This window comes from Vibrio sp. 1078-1 (assembly GCF_033340475.1).
The window spans coordinates 124,355-137,959 of the sequence record NZ_JAWOWM010000005.1 but is presented as its reverse complement, the minus strand read 5'-3'; the positions used below and the strand labels follow the sequence as shown (position 1 = coordinate 137,959).

Annotated in this window: 13 protein-coding genes; 8 read left to right on the top strand and 5 right to left on the bottom strand. The window is 42.2% G+C overall.

Translation table 11 applies throughout. The features are described 5' to 3' along the window. Positions 1–17: 17 nt before the first annotated feature. Together R7190_RS12935 and R7190_RS12930 are read right to left on the bottom strand one after the other, a co-directional pair. Complete coding sequence (locus tag R7190_RS12935) at positions 18–806, bottom strand: EAL domain-containing protein (RefSeq protein WP_054576002.1); 789 nt, start codon at positions 804–806, stop codon at positions 18–20. A gap of 187 nt (positions 807–993) precedes the next feature. After that, on the bottom strand, positions 994–1,626 hold the full coding sequence (locus R7190_RS12930; protein WP_005376385.1) for a hypothetical protein: 633 nt from the start codon (positions 1,624–1,626) through the stop codon (positions 994–996). Between the two features lie 183 nt (positions 1,627–1,809). Here R7190_RS12930 and R7190_RS12925 point away from each other — a divergent pair, with 183 nt between their 5' ends. The 3 genes from R7190_RS12925 to R7190_RS12915 all read left to right on the top strand — a co-directional run bounded on the left by R7190_RS12925 (position 1,810) and on the right by R7190_RS12915 (position 3,332). Then, on the top strand, positions 1,810–2,052 hold the full coding sequence (locus R7190_RS12925) for a DUF2164 domain-containing protein (RefSeq protein WP_042520836.1): 243 nt from the start codon (positions 1,810–1,812) through the stop codon (positions 2,050–2,052). A gap of 174 nt (positions 2,053–2,226) precedes the next feature. After that, entirely contained in the window at positions 2,227–2,766 is a 540-nt protein-coding gene (locus R7190_RS12920) for a cytochrome b (RefSeq protein WP_005390157.1), read from the top strand. Further along, on the top strand, positions 2,763–3,332 hold the full coding sequence (locus tag R7190_RS12915; RefSeq protein ID WP_017634178.1) for a YceI family protein: 570 nt from the start codon (positions 2,763–2,765) through the stop codon (positions 3,330–3,332). Before R7190_RS12920 ends, R7190_RS12915 begins: the two co-directional genes overlap by 4 nt. Positions 3,333–3,469: 137 nt before the next feature. On the opposite strand, the gene focA is transcribed toward R7190_RS12915, so the two are convergent. Next, positions 3,470–4,921 carry a formate transporter FocA gene (gene focA / locus R7190_RS12910; RefSeq protein WP_186585330.1) on the bottom strand — a complete coding sequence of 484 codons (1,452 nt, stop codon included), beginning with the start codon at positions 4,919–4,921 and terminating at the stop codon, positions 3,470–3,472. 301 nt (positions 4,922–5,222) lie between these two features. Here focA and R7190_RS12905 point away from each other — a divergent pair, with 301 nt between their 5' ends. Further along, positions 5,223–6,128, top strand: coding sequence for a LysR substrate-binding domain-containing protein (locus R7190_RS12905; RefSeq protein ID WP_005376369.1), 906 nt, complete (start codon positions 5,223–5,225; stop codon positions 6,126–6,128). 228 nt (positions 6,129–6,356) lie between these two features. Then, positions 6,357–6,839, top strand: a complete 483-nt coding sequence (locus R7190_RS12900; RefSeq protein WP_017634175.1) for a DUF1097 domain-containing protein — start codon at positions 6,357–6,359, stop codon at positions 6,837–6,839. 153 nt (positions 6,840–6,992) lie between these two features. Here the strand turns inward: R7190_RS12900 and R7190_RS12895 are convergent, their stop codons facing one another. Next, positions 6,993–8,627, bottom strand: a complete 1,635-nt coding sequence (locus tag R7190_RS12895; RefSeq protein WP_047103581.1) for an ATP-dependent endonuclease — start codon at positions 8,625–8,627, stop codon at positions 6,993–6,995. A 268-nt stretch (positions 8,628–8,895) separates the two neighbouring features. Between R7190_RS12895 and R7190_RS12890 the strand changes: the two genes are divergently transcribed. The 3 genes from R7190_RS12890 to R7190_RS12880 all read left to right on the top strand — a co-directional run bounded on the left by R7190_RS12890 (position 8,896) and on the right by R7190_RS12880 (position 12,751). After that, positions 8,896–10,638, top strand: a complete 1,743-nt coding sequence (locus R7190_RS12890) for a bifunctional metallophosphatase/5'-nucleotidase (protein ID WP_186585328.1) — start codon at positions 8,896–8,898, stop codon at positions 10,636–10,638. 622 nt (positions 10,639–11,260) lie between these two features. Next, positions 11,261–12,280, top strand: a complete 1,020-nt coding sequence (locus R7190_RS12885; protein WP_186585326.1) for a TerC/Alx family metal homeostasis membrane protein — start codon at positions 11,261–11,263, stop codon at positions 12,278–12,280. A gap of 279 nt (positions 12,281–12,559) precedes the next feature. Further along, complete coding sequence (locus R7190_RS12880; RefSeq protein ID WP_005376351.1) at positions 12,560–12,751, top strand: hypothetical protein; 192 nt, start codon at positions 12,560–12,562, stop codon at positions 12,749–12,751. A gap of 185 nt (positions 12,752–12,936) precedes the next feature. On the opposite strand, the gene R7190_RS12875 is transcribed toward R7190_RS12880, so the two are convergent. Beyond that, positions 12,937–13,494 carry a PhnA domain-containing protein gene (locus tag R7190_RS12875; protein ID WP_005376350.1) on the bottom strand — a complete coding sequence of 186 codons (558 nt, stop codon included), beginning with the start codon at positions 13,492–13,494 and terminating at the stop codon, positions 12,937–12,939. Positions 13,495–13,605 lie beyond the last annotated feature (111 nt).

Sequence of the window (13,605 nt, the reverse complement as noted above, 5' to 3'; positions counted from 1 at the left end):
CTTTTGTTCTTACATAGTCAGGCTGTTTTTGCCTCTTCATAGACGTCTAACGTCTGGGGGATAGCAAGTAGGTACCCTTGATACATATCGAAACCGAGCTTTTTCATTAAGCGAAGTTGATGTTCGGTTTCAATTCCTTCGATAACGGTTTTAGAGCATAACGCTTTTGCGAGTGATAATGCATCGTTAAGCGCTTTAAAATCACCGTTTTCATACCTTAGCAATAAAGAGCGATCCATCTTGATTATATCTGGGCAAACGCTTCTCACTCGCTCAGTTGTCGATGCATTGACGCCATAATCGTCAATCGCTAATTTAAATCCTTCAAGACTTAACTCCCGAGCAGCTTGAGACAAAGAGAGTTCATCCTCCACCTTCAATTCAAGTAACTCCATGACGATTTGTTCATTCATCAAATGCGATTCATAAATGGTTTGTTTTAGCAGTCGGTTATAAGTGATGTCTTTAACTAGTATCTCTGCCGCTACCGGTAATACATTGAGAAACAATTGTTTTGTGTGAAAGCGAGACTGAGAGAAATTTTTGATATGGATTAGGCGACTTAAGCGTTCAACGTTGAGCAAATCTTGAGTGGGAGTCGCTTTGGATTGGAAAAACTGATCTGGCCTAACCATGGTGCCATTGGCATTGCTAATTCTTACCAGTGCTTCAAGGCCAACGATGGAAATATCGTTCTTATATATGGGTTGAAAGACACTGCGGAGAGTGAAGTTCGCGTATTTCGCAATATACTGCCCGTCGGCTTGTTTCCGGATGCAACTAAGTAGTTGCGAGATGCTCATCATTGTTACCACAACCTAAATCAATGTCTCAACATCAGCGTTATCGCGCTAATTTTTCTATTTCATTGGCAATGAATCTAAGTGTGCTCATTAACTCAAGCAAGAACGATGGTAATGGATGGGTAGTTTTGTCGAGTGATATCAAACAAATTGATGAAATAATTGATAATCTCAGCACTTCAATTTGATGCTACCATTGCAGTACGGCATACAACTGCAAATATTTTCTGACTAACTGCTGTTTGTTCGAACGCCGTAAAGGATGCCCAAACTTAATGTAACAAGGGCTAATACCGAATCGAGTGTCCAACGATTGCGTGAGTTGCGACTCGCTGGTGTACAGTGTGATTCCTTGTTCTGTGTATTCGTTGATCTGATCGGGTAGTTCCCCCATCCACCAATGAAGCAATTCTCGGCTCGTTTTGCTGCGACTTATCCAATGATCGCAAACCAAAAAGAGTAGGTCATTAGGCTGTAAGGCATAGCCATATTCACTCTGCCATTCGGTAATTGATGAGAGTAAGTTTTCCCGGCAAGATTTTCCGGCACTGACCATATGGTGACTCAGAACCCAGACAGTGCCGATGTCGGATGAAATTCGATAGTGATGGGGAAGGTCTGGAGAATCCAACACTTCGATTGGCTTTATCACGCAGTTGTATCCAAAGTGACGAAAAGTATGTTCCATCCTTCTTGAAAACGCGAGACCAAGATGATGCTCACTCATGCCTTGGTTATGCACCGCAGGGTAATGCTTTTCACACAGCTTAAGACAGTCGTCTTGAAAATCATTAACACTTTGAATAACTAGGTCGAGTAGCAAAGAATATCCCTTAATAATTACAAAACGAACTGCAAAAGGTTAGCATAGTCTTTTGAGAATAGACTAATTTACTTCGGCAACTTCTTGATCTAAACACCAAATTTCTCACAAATGACCGTGTCTAATCTTTAATAGAACAACACGAAAGAAGCAGAAGTTGAACAAAAATTTGAAAGGGAAAAAATGATAAAGCTAGAACGCGCACAAAAAGAGGCGCTGGCCACCGCCATTCAAGATTACATGCAAGACGAGCTAGATGTTGAAATTGGCCAGTTCGATAGTGAGTTTCTAATTGATTTTATTACAGAAAAACTAGGGCCAATTTACTATAACAAGGGTGTTGAAGATGCTAAGTTACTGGTTGAACGCAGAATGTTAGAAGTTTCCGAAGAGCTGTATGAGATAGAACAAGAAATTAAGCTGTAAGTTTCAGTTTTACAAACGATTTAAAGTTCCTTCAAAAAATTCGAACAACTTGATAGATACGGTACCATTGGCTGGATGTAAATGATGGTAAATAATCTGTTTCATATGACGTAAATAGGTTAATGTAGTGTTTCTTGCTCAGCATTAACTTAGGAATATATCTAGGAACTTGAGATGGATACACTGGTAAAGAATTACAACCTTACTGCACGCGTGATGCATTGGTTATCAGCGCTGTGCATTATTGGTCTATTTGCAGTGGGTTTGTGGATGGTCGACCTTAGCTATTACAGCGAATGGTATCGAACTGCGCCGCATTACCATCGCTCTGTCGGTATTTTACTCGCTATTTTAACTTTGGCACGCATCGTATGGAAACATGTGACGGCGTCACCAAAGGTAGAAGGCAAACGTTACGAAGTGCTTGCTGCTAAAGCAGCGCATGGTGTCATGTACCTACTATTGGTCACCATCTTTGTTTCAGGTTACCTCATTTCAACGTCTGATGGACGCGGCATCGAAGTGTTTAATTGGTTCACCGTGCCAGGAGCGGGAGAGTTATTCCCAGGCCAATCAGATATTGCAGGTGAGATTCACTTCTATGCAGCTTGGGCAGTCATCCTGATTGCAGGCTTACATGCTATTGCTGCACTAAAACACCACTTTATCGATAAAGACAACACATTAAGAAAAATGTTAGGAGCTTCAAAATGAAAAAGTCACTTTTCGCTACAGGATTAGCTATCGCTATGGCACTGCCATTTGGTGCGCAAGCTGCAGATTATGTCATCGATACCAAAGGTGCTCACGCTTCAATCAACTTTAAAGTTAGCCACTTGGGTTACAGTTTCATCAAAGGTCGTTTCAATACATTTTCTGGTGACTTTTCTTTTGATGAAAACAACATTGCTGACTCAAAAGTAAATGTTGTTGTTGATACAACCAGCCTAGATTCAAACCATGCTGAACGTGACAAACACATTCGTAGTGGTGACTTCATCGATGCTGGTAAATACAGTGAAGCAACCTTTACGAGCACAAAAGTGGTTGATAAAGGCAATGGCAAACTAGATGTAACTGGTGATTTAACGCTACACGGTGTTACTAAGCCTATTACTATTGAGGCTGAATTCGTTGGTGCTGGCAGTGACCCATGGGGCGGCGAGCGCGCTGGCTTTGTTGGCAACACTCGCCTAGAGCTTGCTGACTTTGACATCCCAGTAATGGGTGCTTCAAGCTACGTCGATATGGAACTTCATATCGAAGGTATTAAGAAGTAATTAGTTCCTTTTAGATACACTAAAAGCGCTCTTCACTTGAAGAGCGCTTTTTTATTATCTTAATCACATCACTAACATCGATAAACCAGTCAGTGATAGCGATTGAAAGCCAATAGACGTTGTAAATGTTTAGCGAATTACGCTGTTTCTAACTCGCTTTTTTCCACTAGGTTTAAACGCTCACCAAAAATCGGGCGTAGTGCTTTTAATACTTCAGTACGAGTAACCACCCCGACCATCTGCCCATTTTCAAGCACAGGAAGCACTTGTGGCTTACTTACTTTGATACTTTTAGCGCGTTCTTCGAGAGACAAAGACGTCAAGCGAGTGGCAATACCCATACTGCTCGCTGGGTACAACTGCTCTTTATCGATACATAGGAATTCCACAACATCAACGAGGCGATCACCAGCGTCAATTGCGACCACATCTCGGCTCATGATGTCGACGACTTTTTGGTCTTTCACCGGAATGTAGTCCTCACACCATAGTTCTACCATCACATCGTGAGCAGAGAAGAAGCCAACTAATCGATTTTGTACGTCTACAACAGGTGCGCTCGTTACGTGATTATCAAGTAACACATCCAGCGCGGCTGCAATTGGCGTTTCTGCACGAATGGTGACTGGTTTTGGGTTCATAATGTCTTTAACAAAAGAGGCATTTTTCATGGTGAAATCCTTAACTGACGACAGTGTTGTAGTTGTAGTGATAGAAGAAATATTCGCTGCTTTTAGTTCTGGTCGGCGAAAAATACACCAGTTTGAAAGGCCAACTAATACCGCTCCGCCGACGATGTTGCCAAGCGTGACAGGAATTAAGTTAGCGGTAATAAAGTGGCTAATGTTTAGGTCTGCGTATTGTGACGCAGGCATACCGACAGATGCCCAAAAAGATTCAGGTGCAAAATTCGCGATAACAATACCAAGTGGAACCATAAACATGTTCGCAACACAGTGCTCAAAACCGCTGCTGACAAACATTGCCACAGGCAAAATTGTCATTGCTGCTTTTGTCATTGCATTTGCAGAACTAAATGTTAGCCAAATCGCTAGGCAAACCAATAGGTTACAGAGAATGCCGAGTGCAAACGCTTGAATGAGAGTGTGGTGAAGTTTGTGTTGTGCGATGTTAAGCGCATTTAATCCCCATTGACCGCCATCCATCTGATAAAGACCAGCAGCAGTAACCAGCGCAAGTAGGAACATCGCACCAATAAAGTTACCAACGTAAACTTTGCCCCAGATCGAAAGCATCTTACCGAACGAGATTTGCTTATTGGCCCAAGAAATACTGGATAGGACGGAGCTGGTAAATAATTCACCACCGCAGATCACTATGAGGATCAATCCCATGCTAAATGCGAGTCCACCAGCTAGGCGGCTCAAGCCCCAACCAGCGCCCGTACTGCCGGTGGTCACCGTGATGTAAAACAAGAATGCTAACCCGATGAACGCGCCGGCCATAATCGCGAGGCTTAATGTCATACTGCTGGTTTTGTTTGCCTTACTTAACGCAAATTTTTCCGCTTCAACCATCATCTCTTTTGGAGAAAAATACTGGTGATTTTGAGAACTGGTCACCGCCATATTGACTCCTTAATTTGTAATCGCATAAAAAATCCTTGGTTATTAACTCAAAAATGAAATTGTTGTTTTTATTAAGAGCCTCAATGACTTCGGTTTCAAAACCATTGAGGCTTGCGGTATTCCCGAACCGCGTACTCAGAATAGGGAGAACGGTTAGTAAGGTAAAATTGATAATATTTAGAAACCTCATCAAATTAATTGATAACTTTACGGGGCTAGGTAAAATGAACTCTATTGCTTATTGGGGCATGCTTTAACAATTGTGGGAATTGGGAAATACCCACTAATAATGGAGGACACTTTGCGCTACTCACTTAAGCAATTAGCGGTTTTCGACGCAGTTGCAGATACCGGCAGTGTAAGCCAAGCCGCAGAAAAATTGGCTTTGACACAATCAGCGACAAGCATGTCGCTTGCGCAATTAGAGAAGATGCTTGGCAGGCCGTTGTTTGAGAGGCAAGGCAAGCAAATGGCGTTAACCCATTGGGGGATGTGGTTACGACCAAAAGCAAAACGCTTGCTACAAGATGCATTGCAGATTGAAATGGGCTTCTATGAGCAACATTTATTGAGTGGTGAGATTCGTATGGGAGCGAGTCAAACTCCAGCAGAGCACTTAGTTCCCGACCTTATCAGTATCATTGATAATGACTTTCCAGAAATGCGTATTTCCCTCGGTGTACAAAGTACAAAAGGGGTGATTGATGGGGTATTAGATTACAAGTATGACTTAGGGATTATTGAAGGGCGCTGTGATGATAACCGTTTACACCAAGAAGTATGGTGTCGTGATCATCTTACTGTTGTCGCAGCTTCTCATCATCCTTTTGCTCGTAATCAGTCTGTTAGCCTTGCGCAGTTAGAGCAAGCGAAGTGGGTACTAAGAGAGCATGGCTCTGGCACACGAAAAACATTTGATAGTTCTATTCACCACCTTATTGAAGATTTGGATGTGTGGCGCGAATATGAACATGTTCCGGTATTACGTAGTTTAGTTGCTAATGGTCAGTACCTTACTTGCTTACCGTATTTAGATGTAGAGCGATATATAGAAGCAGGTCATCTTGTGGCATTAAATGTACCTGAGTTAAAAATGGAAAGGACGCTTTCATTTATATGGCGTTCAGATATGGCAGAAAACCCATTAGTCGACTGCATTAAAAGAGAGGGGCTGCGAATGATGAAAGGGAAGCCTTCAGTTCTTTAAAGGTTGATTAAACATGCCTACGAGATGAGTTGGGTTTATTCCCCAAATCTGTTGATTTATCGGTTGCGTCAAACTTTTAATGTAAATTGTGAAAATAATAATATCTTATTGTGATCAATATCACCGATAAGCTGAGCTGATGTATCTAACATGTGTCCTTGATTTCAATGTATGAAGGCAGTTATTGAACCATATAGGTACGATAATAGCCGAGCAGGTATGACTACCATGACGACACTTTTAGCTATTTCTATCACTACTGGAATTTTATCTGGCGTATGGGGTTGGATCGCCATCTCTTTAGGTTTGCTTTCTTGGGCTGGTTTTTTAGGTTGCACGAGCTACTTTGCAGCGCCAACGAGCGGATTGAAAGGACTAGGCATCAGCTTAATCACCAATATGACAGGCGTATTCTGGGCAATGGTAATTATTCACGGTTCCACTTACGTGGGGTTGGAAATTATTGGCTATGTGATTACCGCTATTGTGGCATTCTTCATGTGTATTCAAGCTAAACAGGCTTGGCTCGCGTACATCCCTGGTACTTTTATTGGTTCATGCGCAACATTTGCGGCTGATGGAAACTGGCAACTTGTTATTCCATCGTTGTTGCTAGGTGGTGTGTTTGGCTATCTAATGAAAGCGACAGGGCTATGGTTGCATACGAAATCAACCGCTACTTCTTCTTCGCTTGCTGAGCAAGCACAGTAGTGAACCCCCGATCTTATTGGTATCCACTGTGTATTGAGTTTTATCCCTCTCAATACCCTTAATCAAAATTAATGATGTTTGATACAAGCACACCAAATTGGTGTGCTTTTTTTGTATTACAAGACAATACGCTGAGTGTAAAATACGTCTAACTCATGTATTGCCGTTGGCCATGGTAACAACGCGTTTAAGTGTCCAGCGCAGAAGAACAGGAATACACTCCATGCCTTTCTCTTCACAATGAGAAACAATAGCCAAAGCTAAGTCCGGTTTTGCATGTTTTTTCAAAACACGATTTACGACTTTTTTAGCAGGGATAGGGTGGTCATGAGGAACTTTGATGATGTCCTTAAAGAAAAGTTCAAAACCATTGTTGTACAGAAAGTGCTCGATGTCTCGGTCGGGTAACTCCGTAAGTCGATGCCTTTCCTGATCATGGTCGAGCTGTGCTCGCACTGCATGCGCGTACTTTTTCCCTGCTGGGTCGCCATCGGTAACGACATGCCAATCAATACCAAACTCTTTTGCTACTTTGATGAGTGATTTTAGACCTGATTGAGCAAACTCAACGATTTGAACCCCTTCGGCAGCCAAGTCATACCCGCATTGACGAGCCAGTTCATGAAAAAGCCAAACTTCGGTTTCGCCCTCAACAAGTAACCAGCACCGTGCAAATAATGCTCCTGAACGATGAAAACGAATATGGAAACCAATTCGGCGCAACTCATCTCGACCAAACTTTGTTGAGTTTAAACTCTTAGCGATGGTTCTGTCTGATAGCCGAATTAAACGTCGAATTGAATACAGTGGAACAGAACCGAGTAACGTGCCACTGTTGGTGGTTAATATCTTTTGCATTGGCAACAATTGCAATAAGGACCACGCTCTCGCTAGATGAGTTGGATGCAGTCGACCTTCTGGATCTTCAATAATCAGTATTGGTCTCGCACAGCGCCTTAAATCGGTGGGACCCTTAGCTTGAAGATAGGCATTGAGTAACCCCATTAAAAGCAAGCGGCTTTGTTTGTCATTGGTTTCTTTCAAGAACTGACTCAAGCCTTTATCAGAGGAAGGGCTTGTATAGAAAAGACCATCACGAGGTTTGCGTGGGTTGCCTTTACTGACACTTCTGAACGCGAAATAGTGTTCAACAAGCGTTTGCATTGAGTCGAGGCTACTACGAATCTCACCTTTATTCACATGGCCAGGCATAGCCAATAAGCGTCGACAGGTGTTGTTGATTCGTTTTTCAATCCGAGCATTTTTACCATCGCCGTTGACATGGTTTAAATCTGGGAAGCGTCGGGAGTCACGTAGTCGGATTACAGGATGAAGTGTCATTAACTCAATAGCGAGTTTCTCTGAGTGGTGAAGTTTTTTGGGTTTGCCGTTATGATCCAAAAACGCGTACTCTGTATTAATGCCGTGCTCATCGCGAGACGCACTAATACGATAGTAAATGACTTGCTCACCATCTTCGTTGGTGCACCATGTAGGCTTTATGCGTCTGTAGCGTCCCGCTTTTACTTCGTTTTTATCCTGTGCTTTAAAACAAACAATGATCTGTAAGTGTTGTGTTTGTGGATGAGAAATTGAGTAGTCAACGTGAAAATCTTTCAGTTTGAATTGATACAATGAGCCATTGGCAGGTAGTGCGATGGAAAGGGCATCGAGCAATGATGATTTGCCCCACGTGTTTTCACCGATAAGCGTGGTGAGTTCGTCAAAAGAGAGTGAAAGGCGTTTGATGCCTCTAAACCCGGAGATTTCGATGCGTTCTAGTCTCATCTCAATCCTCCTTGCAATTATTTGAATTATCGAGAGTTATTTTGCTACTCCTAAGCATATATGAATTCGAAATTTTTGAGTTAAGCTCAGTTCACAAAATTACGAGAGCCTCTTACTGAATAGAGACCGTTACAAGCGAGGCTTGCTTTCAAAGCCGGGGGACAGCATCGTGATCACTTAAACATGAAATCCTAAATCGCAGTTTCATAAAATTCATGATTCTGTCATGATTCACTTCTTATTATTATAAGGAATGAAAAAAGAGAAGATGAAGATGAATAACAATCATAAGCCAGTGAGAATCAAACTGGCACACATCAATGACACACATTCCTACTTTGAACCAACGTCATTACAGTTAAAGCTTAAGATAAACAATGAACTCACGCTAGAGCCCTATGTCAGTGCTGGCGGCTTTTCTCGTATCGCAACCAGAGTCGAGCAGTTAAGAGATGATGCTCAGCGCCAAGGTCATGGGATGTTGTTCCTCCATGCCGGAGATTGCTTCCAAGGCACGCTGTATTTCTCACTATTTAAAGGCAAAGCCAATGCCGACTTATTGAACGCATTAAAAATTGATGCAATGGCGTTAGGCAATCATGAATTAGATATGGGGAATGAGCCAGTTGCATTGTTTTGCCAACGTACTCAGTTCCCATTGCTTGCTGGCAACTGGGATTTATCCAATGAATCGCTTAAAAAACCTCACCGTATCAGTGATTGCAAGGATGTATATAGTTACCAACCGGATACACAGAGCGCTCAATACATTGTTAAAGAATTCCATGGCGAGCGGGTCGCGATTTTCGGATTATCCATAGATAAAATGAGCGACATCGCAAACCCTGATGCAGACACGCCTTTTCACTCAGCAATTGAAACCGCCAAGGCGACCGTAAAACAAATCCATTCATCAGGTATAAAAAATATTATTCTTCTGAGCCACTTAGGTTATGAAGGTGATTTAGAGTTAGCTGAGCAAGTCGCAGGTATTGGTATAATTGTTGGTGGACACAGCCACCGGTTGCAAGGTGATTTTTCATCAATAGGGTTAGGACAAGACGATCCCTACGGTATCAAAATTAATGATACCTATGTGGTGCAAGCGGGTTTCCATGCTTTGACAATGGGGCACTGCGTCATTGAGTTTGATGAACACGGTAAAGCAACGATGTTGAGTGGACAAAATGAACTGTTGCTTGGCCGACGTATTTTTTGGGACTCGACGCTAAACCAACAGCTCGACCAAGGTGTATTCGAAACCGCGTGCGACTTCATCCATGGTCAACCGAATGTCGTGGTTTGTAAGAAACACCCGGAAACTCAAGCTATCCTGAGCGATAAATATATTCCTCAGGTTAGGCAGTTACAGTCACAAGTCATTGCTAGTGTTGACACCAAAAAGCGTCATGTGAGAATTCCCGATGAATTTGGTGAGAGTGAGTTGGCTTCCTCCGTTGCCCGATCATTTCTGCACTGTTTAAACAAACGTGGATATGACGTTCAATTTGCAATTCATAATGCGGGTGGCGTGCGAACCTCTTTGAACCCTGGCAACATCACAGTGGCAGACATTGCCGGACGACTGTTGCCTTTTGCCATTCCTATCGGCTTTTACGATGTAAAAGGCAGCGCTATTCGCCGTGCACTTGAAGGCGCGATAAATAATGCACTCAACAATGGCGTAGAAGGCACTGGATCTGGCAGTTATCCGTACACTTACAATTTAAACTTCGAGTATCACGCAGATGCCCCAAAAGGTGAAAGAGTTCAATCATTAGTGATTTTTGATGGCAAACAATGGGTTGGTGTTCAAGATGATGTTTGGTATCGAGGGACTTCTTCTGCCTATACGATGAAAGGGAAAGAGGGGTACGACGCATTGCAGGAGATGAAAGGAGAAGGGCGTGTGACCAGTTTGTCCATGGCTGATTGTTTTATTGAACTCCTGACCGATGAGCCAAACTGTTTGAATCAAAGTCACAAACTTTACACAAAGCGACGTCGATAATAGATACTGGTATTGATTTTGCTGCTCTCCACTTACTACATGCGTTGATGAGGATGGCAGTATGTGGAATAAAGATTGGGCAGATACGGCAGTCGTAGTTGCTTGGATCGCAATTTGGTCGACACTGGTCTACTTTGTGCCTCTAAGCGGCTTTTGAATTGCTAAGAATGTGGATGTTACAAAAGGGAGCAGTAATGCTCCTTTTTTGTATCTATCTTCCCCGTTAGGGCCCTAACTAATGAAGAGTTTGTCTTGAGCCATTTGCTGCTTTTTGTCTGTTTACTATAGTTCAGGTGGTTGAATCCATTTCTTTCTTTTTATAGTGCTTCCTGATTTTTGATAAGAATTTTATTTCGATAAGACAAGGTTTTTTTGTTGGAAAGCCTGACGCTCGGCGTTATTATGTCGGCGTTTGGGGAGTAGTTAGCGCAAGTTTACTTATCGTCATCTCGTTAAGCATCAGCTTATCCGGTAAGTAAAGGTGTTACGTGGTTCATTCACGTCAACACTTCAACGAGACCAACGCATTCATTGACTAGCAGCACATAATCGTTATGTGGCTGTTGGTTGTTATTGTCTGCGGAAGGTCACCAAACGAAGTCCTTCCGCCATGGGAGGAAATATGTCTCTTATCGAAAATACCACCCAATTGAGCCAATCGGTGCCTCTTCAAGAATCATTAGCGATGTATGGTGCTTTTGGTTTATTTACCCTTGTTCTTGTTACGCTTGATATCTATCAAACACGTGGTGGCGCTATCACGATGAAAAAAGCCATCGTTTGGAGTGTTTTTTGGTTCTTGCTTGCCTTTGTTTTTGCAGGTTCTATTTATTTATTCTGGGACTTTTACGCGCCACATAGCGCTTATACGAACGACAAAGCAACGATTTCATTCTTAACTGGTTACTTACTAGAGAAGTCGCTAAGCGTGGATAACTTGTTTGTGTTTGCCATCATCTTTGCACAATACAGTGTGCCGGAGCATTTGCGTCCGAGAGCATTGCTTTGGGGGGTGATAGGTGCGCTAGTTTTACGCGCTGTCATGATTGCGGTTGGTGCTCAGTTACTTTCACAGTATCACTGGGTATTGTACTTATTTGCTGCTTTCCTTATTTGGACGGGTGTTAAGCTAGCTCGCGACAAAGGCGAAGCAGAAGAGGTTAATCCATATCCGGAGCAGTTGATTCGAAAGGTATTGCCAGTTACAGATGACTACCAAGGAAATCACTTAATCTTAAAGCAAGCTGGTAAGTGGGTGGCAACACCGATGCTGATCGTTGTTGGTGTCATTGCAGTAATGGACGTTATGTTTGCGTTGGATTCTATACCAGCTATATTCGCGGTAACGCGAGAGCCATTTTTAGTCTTAGCCGCGAACGTATTTGCATTATTGGGTTTGCGATCGCTGTACTTTGTTCTTCAAGCAATGTTAGATAAGTTTGTGTACTTAAAACCAGCATTATCAGTAATCATGATGTTTATCGGGGTGAAAATGCTATTGGTTGGAACAGAATATGAGATTCCGACAGCATGGTCTCTCACATTTTTAGTTGTTGTGATGACATCGGCAGTGGTGGCATCACTCCTAAAAAATAAAGCGAAGCGTCAAACTAGCGTTAATATTACTAATCAAAAAATATAAAGTAAGCACTAAAATCAAAAGAAATAACGAAAAATATTGTTAAATATATGTTGTTGCTCAAGGGGCGATTATGCAGGTAATGTTCAGTTATTCAATGTAATTACAGCAATTGTGATTATTTATGCCGTTATTATTCATTTGTATTTTTGAGTTTTGTAATGAGTTTGTTTTATTAGAAATTCTAATTTGAATGGGTAAAATTTGTCATTTCTTAAACAATAAGAAACTGACTAATATACAACCAACTAAACAGACTACTGCTTTTAAAGAGAGGCAATCATGGCACAAGCAATGCAAATGACAAATGTAGCTTTACCAACCTCTATGGATAAGAAAACCTACGCGGTTAACTTCAAAGGACTGATTGCTCACTTACTGGACATTCTATTTGTAGATAACACTGCGCCACGCAGTTACTACGCAGAAGACTTGTCAGCACATATTCAAAAAGACATCGGTATGTACCGTTAATATTGAAATAGTGTAAGAAATACCGGCCTATGAGCCGGTATTTTTTTATTTGTAAAACATGCCTACTCAACCTACGCCCTAGAAAAGAAACACTCTAGAGGAGGTAGACATGAGAGTAGATTAAGTGTTGTATAGAAAAACGGGGCACCATTGGTGCCCCGTTTTGACATGACTGAAGTGCGATATTACTTCTTGCGGCAGTATTCTGCGATCACGTACATCGACTGACCACCATTTGCCTTACCCGAAACTAGCTTTGGATCATCGCCAAGGCTAATACCACGAATCACTGTACCTTGTTTGATTACTTGGTTAGTGCCTTTTACTGGTAGGTCTTTAATTACTGTTACATCGTCACCTTTCTTAAGTTCAGTGCCGTTACAGTCAACCGTTTTATCGTCAGCAGACATCCCTTTCATTGCCCAGTTCATTTGCTCTTCTTCCATGTACATCATGTCAAGAGCATCTTGAGCCCAGCTTTCTGTGTTTAGGCGAGTGAGTTGGCGCCATGCAGTCACTTGTACAGCAGGAACCTGGCTCCACATGCTTTCGTTTAGACAACGCCAGTGGTTAATGTCTTTTGGCTCATCGATCTCACCCAGACACTTATCACAAACCATGATGGCAGTATCAACCGTCACATTACCGTGAGGTGGGACAGCGTATGCAGTTAGTTGAGATTCAGAAGAACACAGTTCACATTTTGACTCGCAGCGCGCAAGCAGAGTAGCTTCAATAGACATAAGGACTCACCTTAGTAATGTTATTTTGTGGCGGTATTATCCACTTTATCCTGAGAAATAAAAGGGTGTTAGCGAATTAAAGACTAGATTTTACAATACTCCAACCTGATT

Coding starts and splice junctions, on each gene's coding strand:
- R7190_RS12935 (WP_054576002.1), bottom strand. CDS start 806: ATGATGAGCATCTCGCAACTACTTAGTTGCATCCGGAAACAAGCCGAC.
- R7190_RS12925 (WP_042520836.1), top strand. CDS start 1,810: ATGATAAAGCTAGAACGCGCACAAAAAGAGGCGCTGGCCACCGCCATT.
- R7190_RS12920 (WP_005390157.1), top strand. CDS start 2,227: ATGGATACACTGGTAAAGAATTACAACCTTACTGCACGCGTGATGCAT.
- R7190_RS12915 (WP_017634178.1), top strand. CDS start 2,763: ATGAAAAAGTCACTTTTCGCTACAGGATTAGCTATCGCTATGGCACTG.
- focA (WP_186585330.1), bottom strand. CDS start 4,921: ATGGCGGTGACCAGTTCTCAAAATCACCAGTATTTTTCTCCAAAAGAG.
- R7190_RS12900 (WP_017634175.1), top strand. CDS start 6,357: ATGACGACACTTTTAGCTATTTCTATCACTACTGGAATTTTATCTGGC.
- R7190_RS12895 (WP_047103581.1), bottom strand. CDS start 8,627: ATGAGACTAGAACGCATCGAAATCTCCGGGTTTAGAGGCATCAAACGC.
- R7190_RS12890 (WP_186585328.1), top strand. CDS start 8,896: ATGAAGATGAATAACAATCATAAGCCAGTGAGAATCAAACTGGCACAC.
- R7190_RS12885 (WP_186585326.1), top strand. CDS start 11,261: ATGTCTCTTATCGAAAATACCACCCAATTGAGCCAATCGGTGCCTCTT.
- R7190_RS12880 (WP_005376351.1), top strand. CDS start 12,560: ATGGCACAAGCAATGCAAATGACAAATGTAGCTTTACCAACCTCTATG.
- R7190_RS12875 (WP_005376350.1), bottom strand. CDS start 13,494: ATGTCTATTGAAGCTACTCTGCTTGCGCGCTGCGAGTCAAAATGTGAA.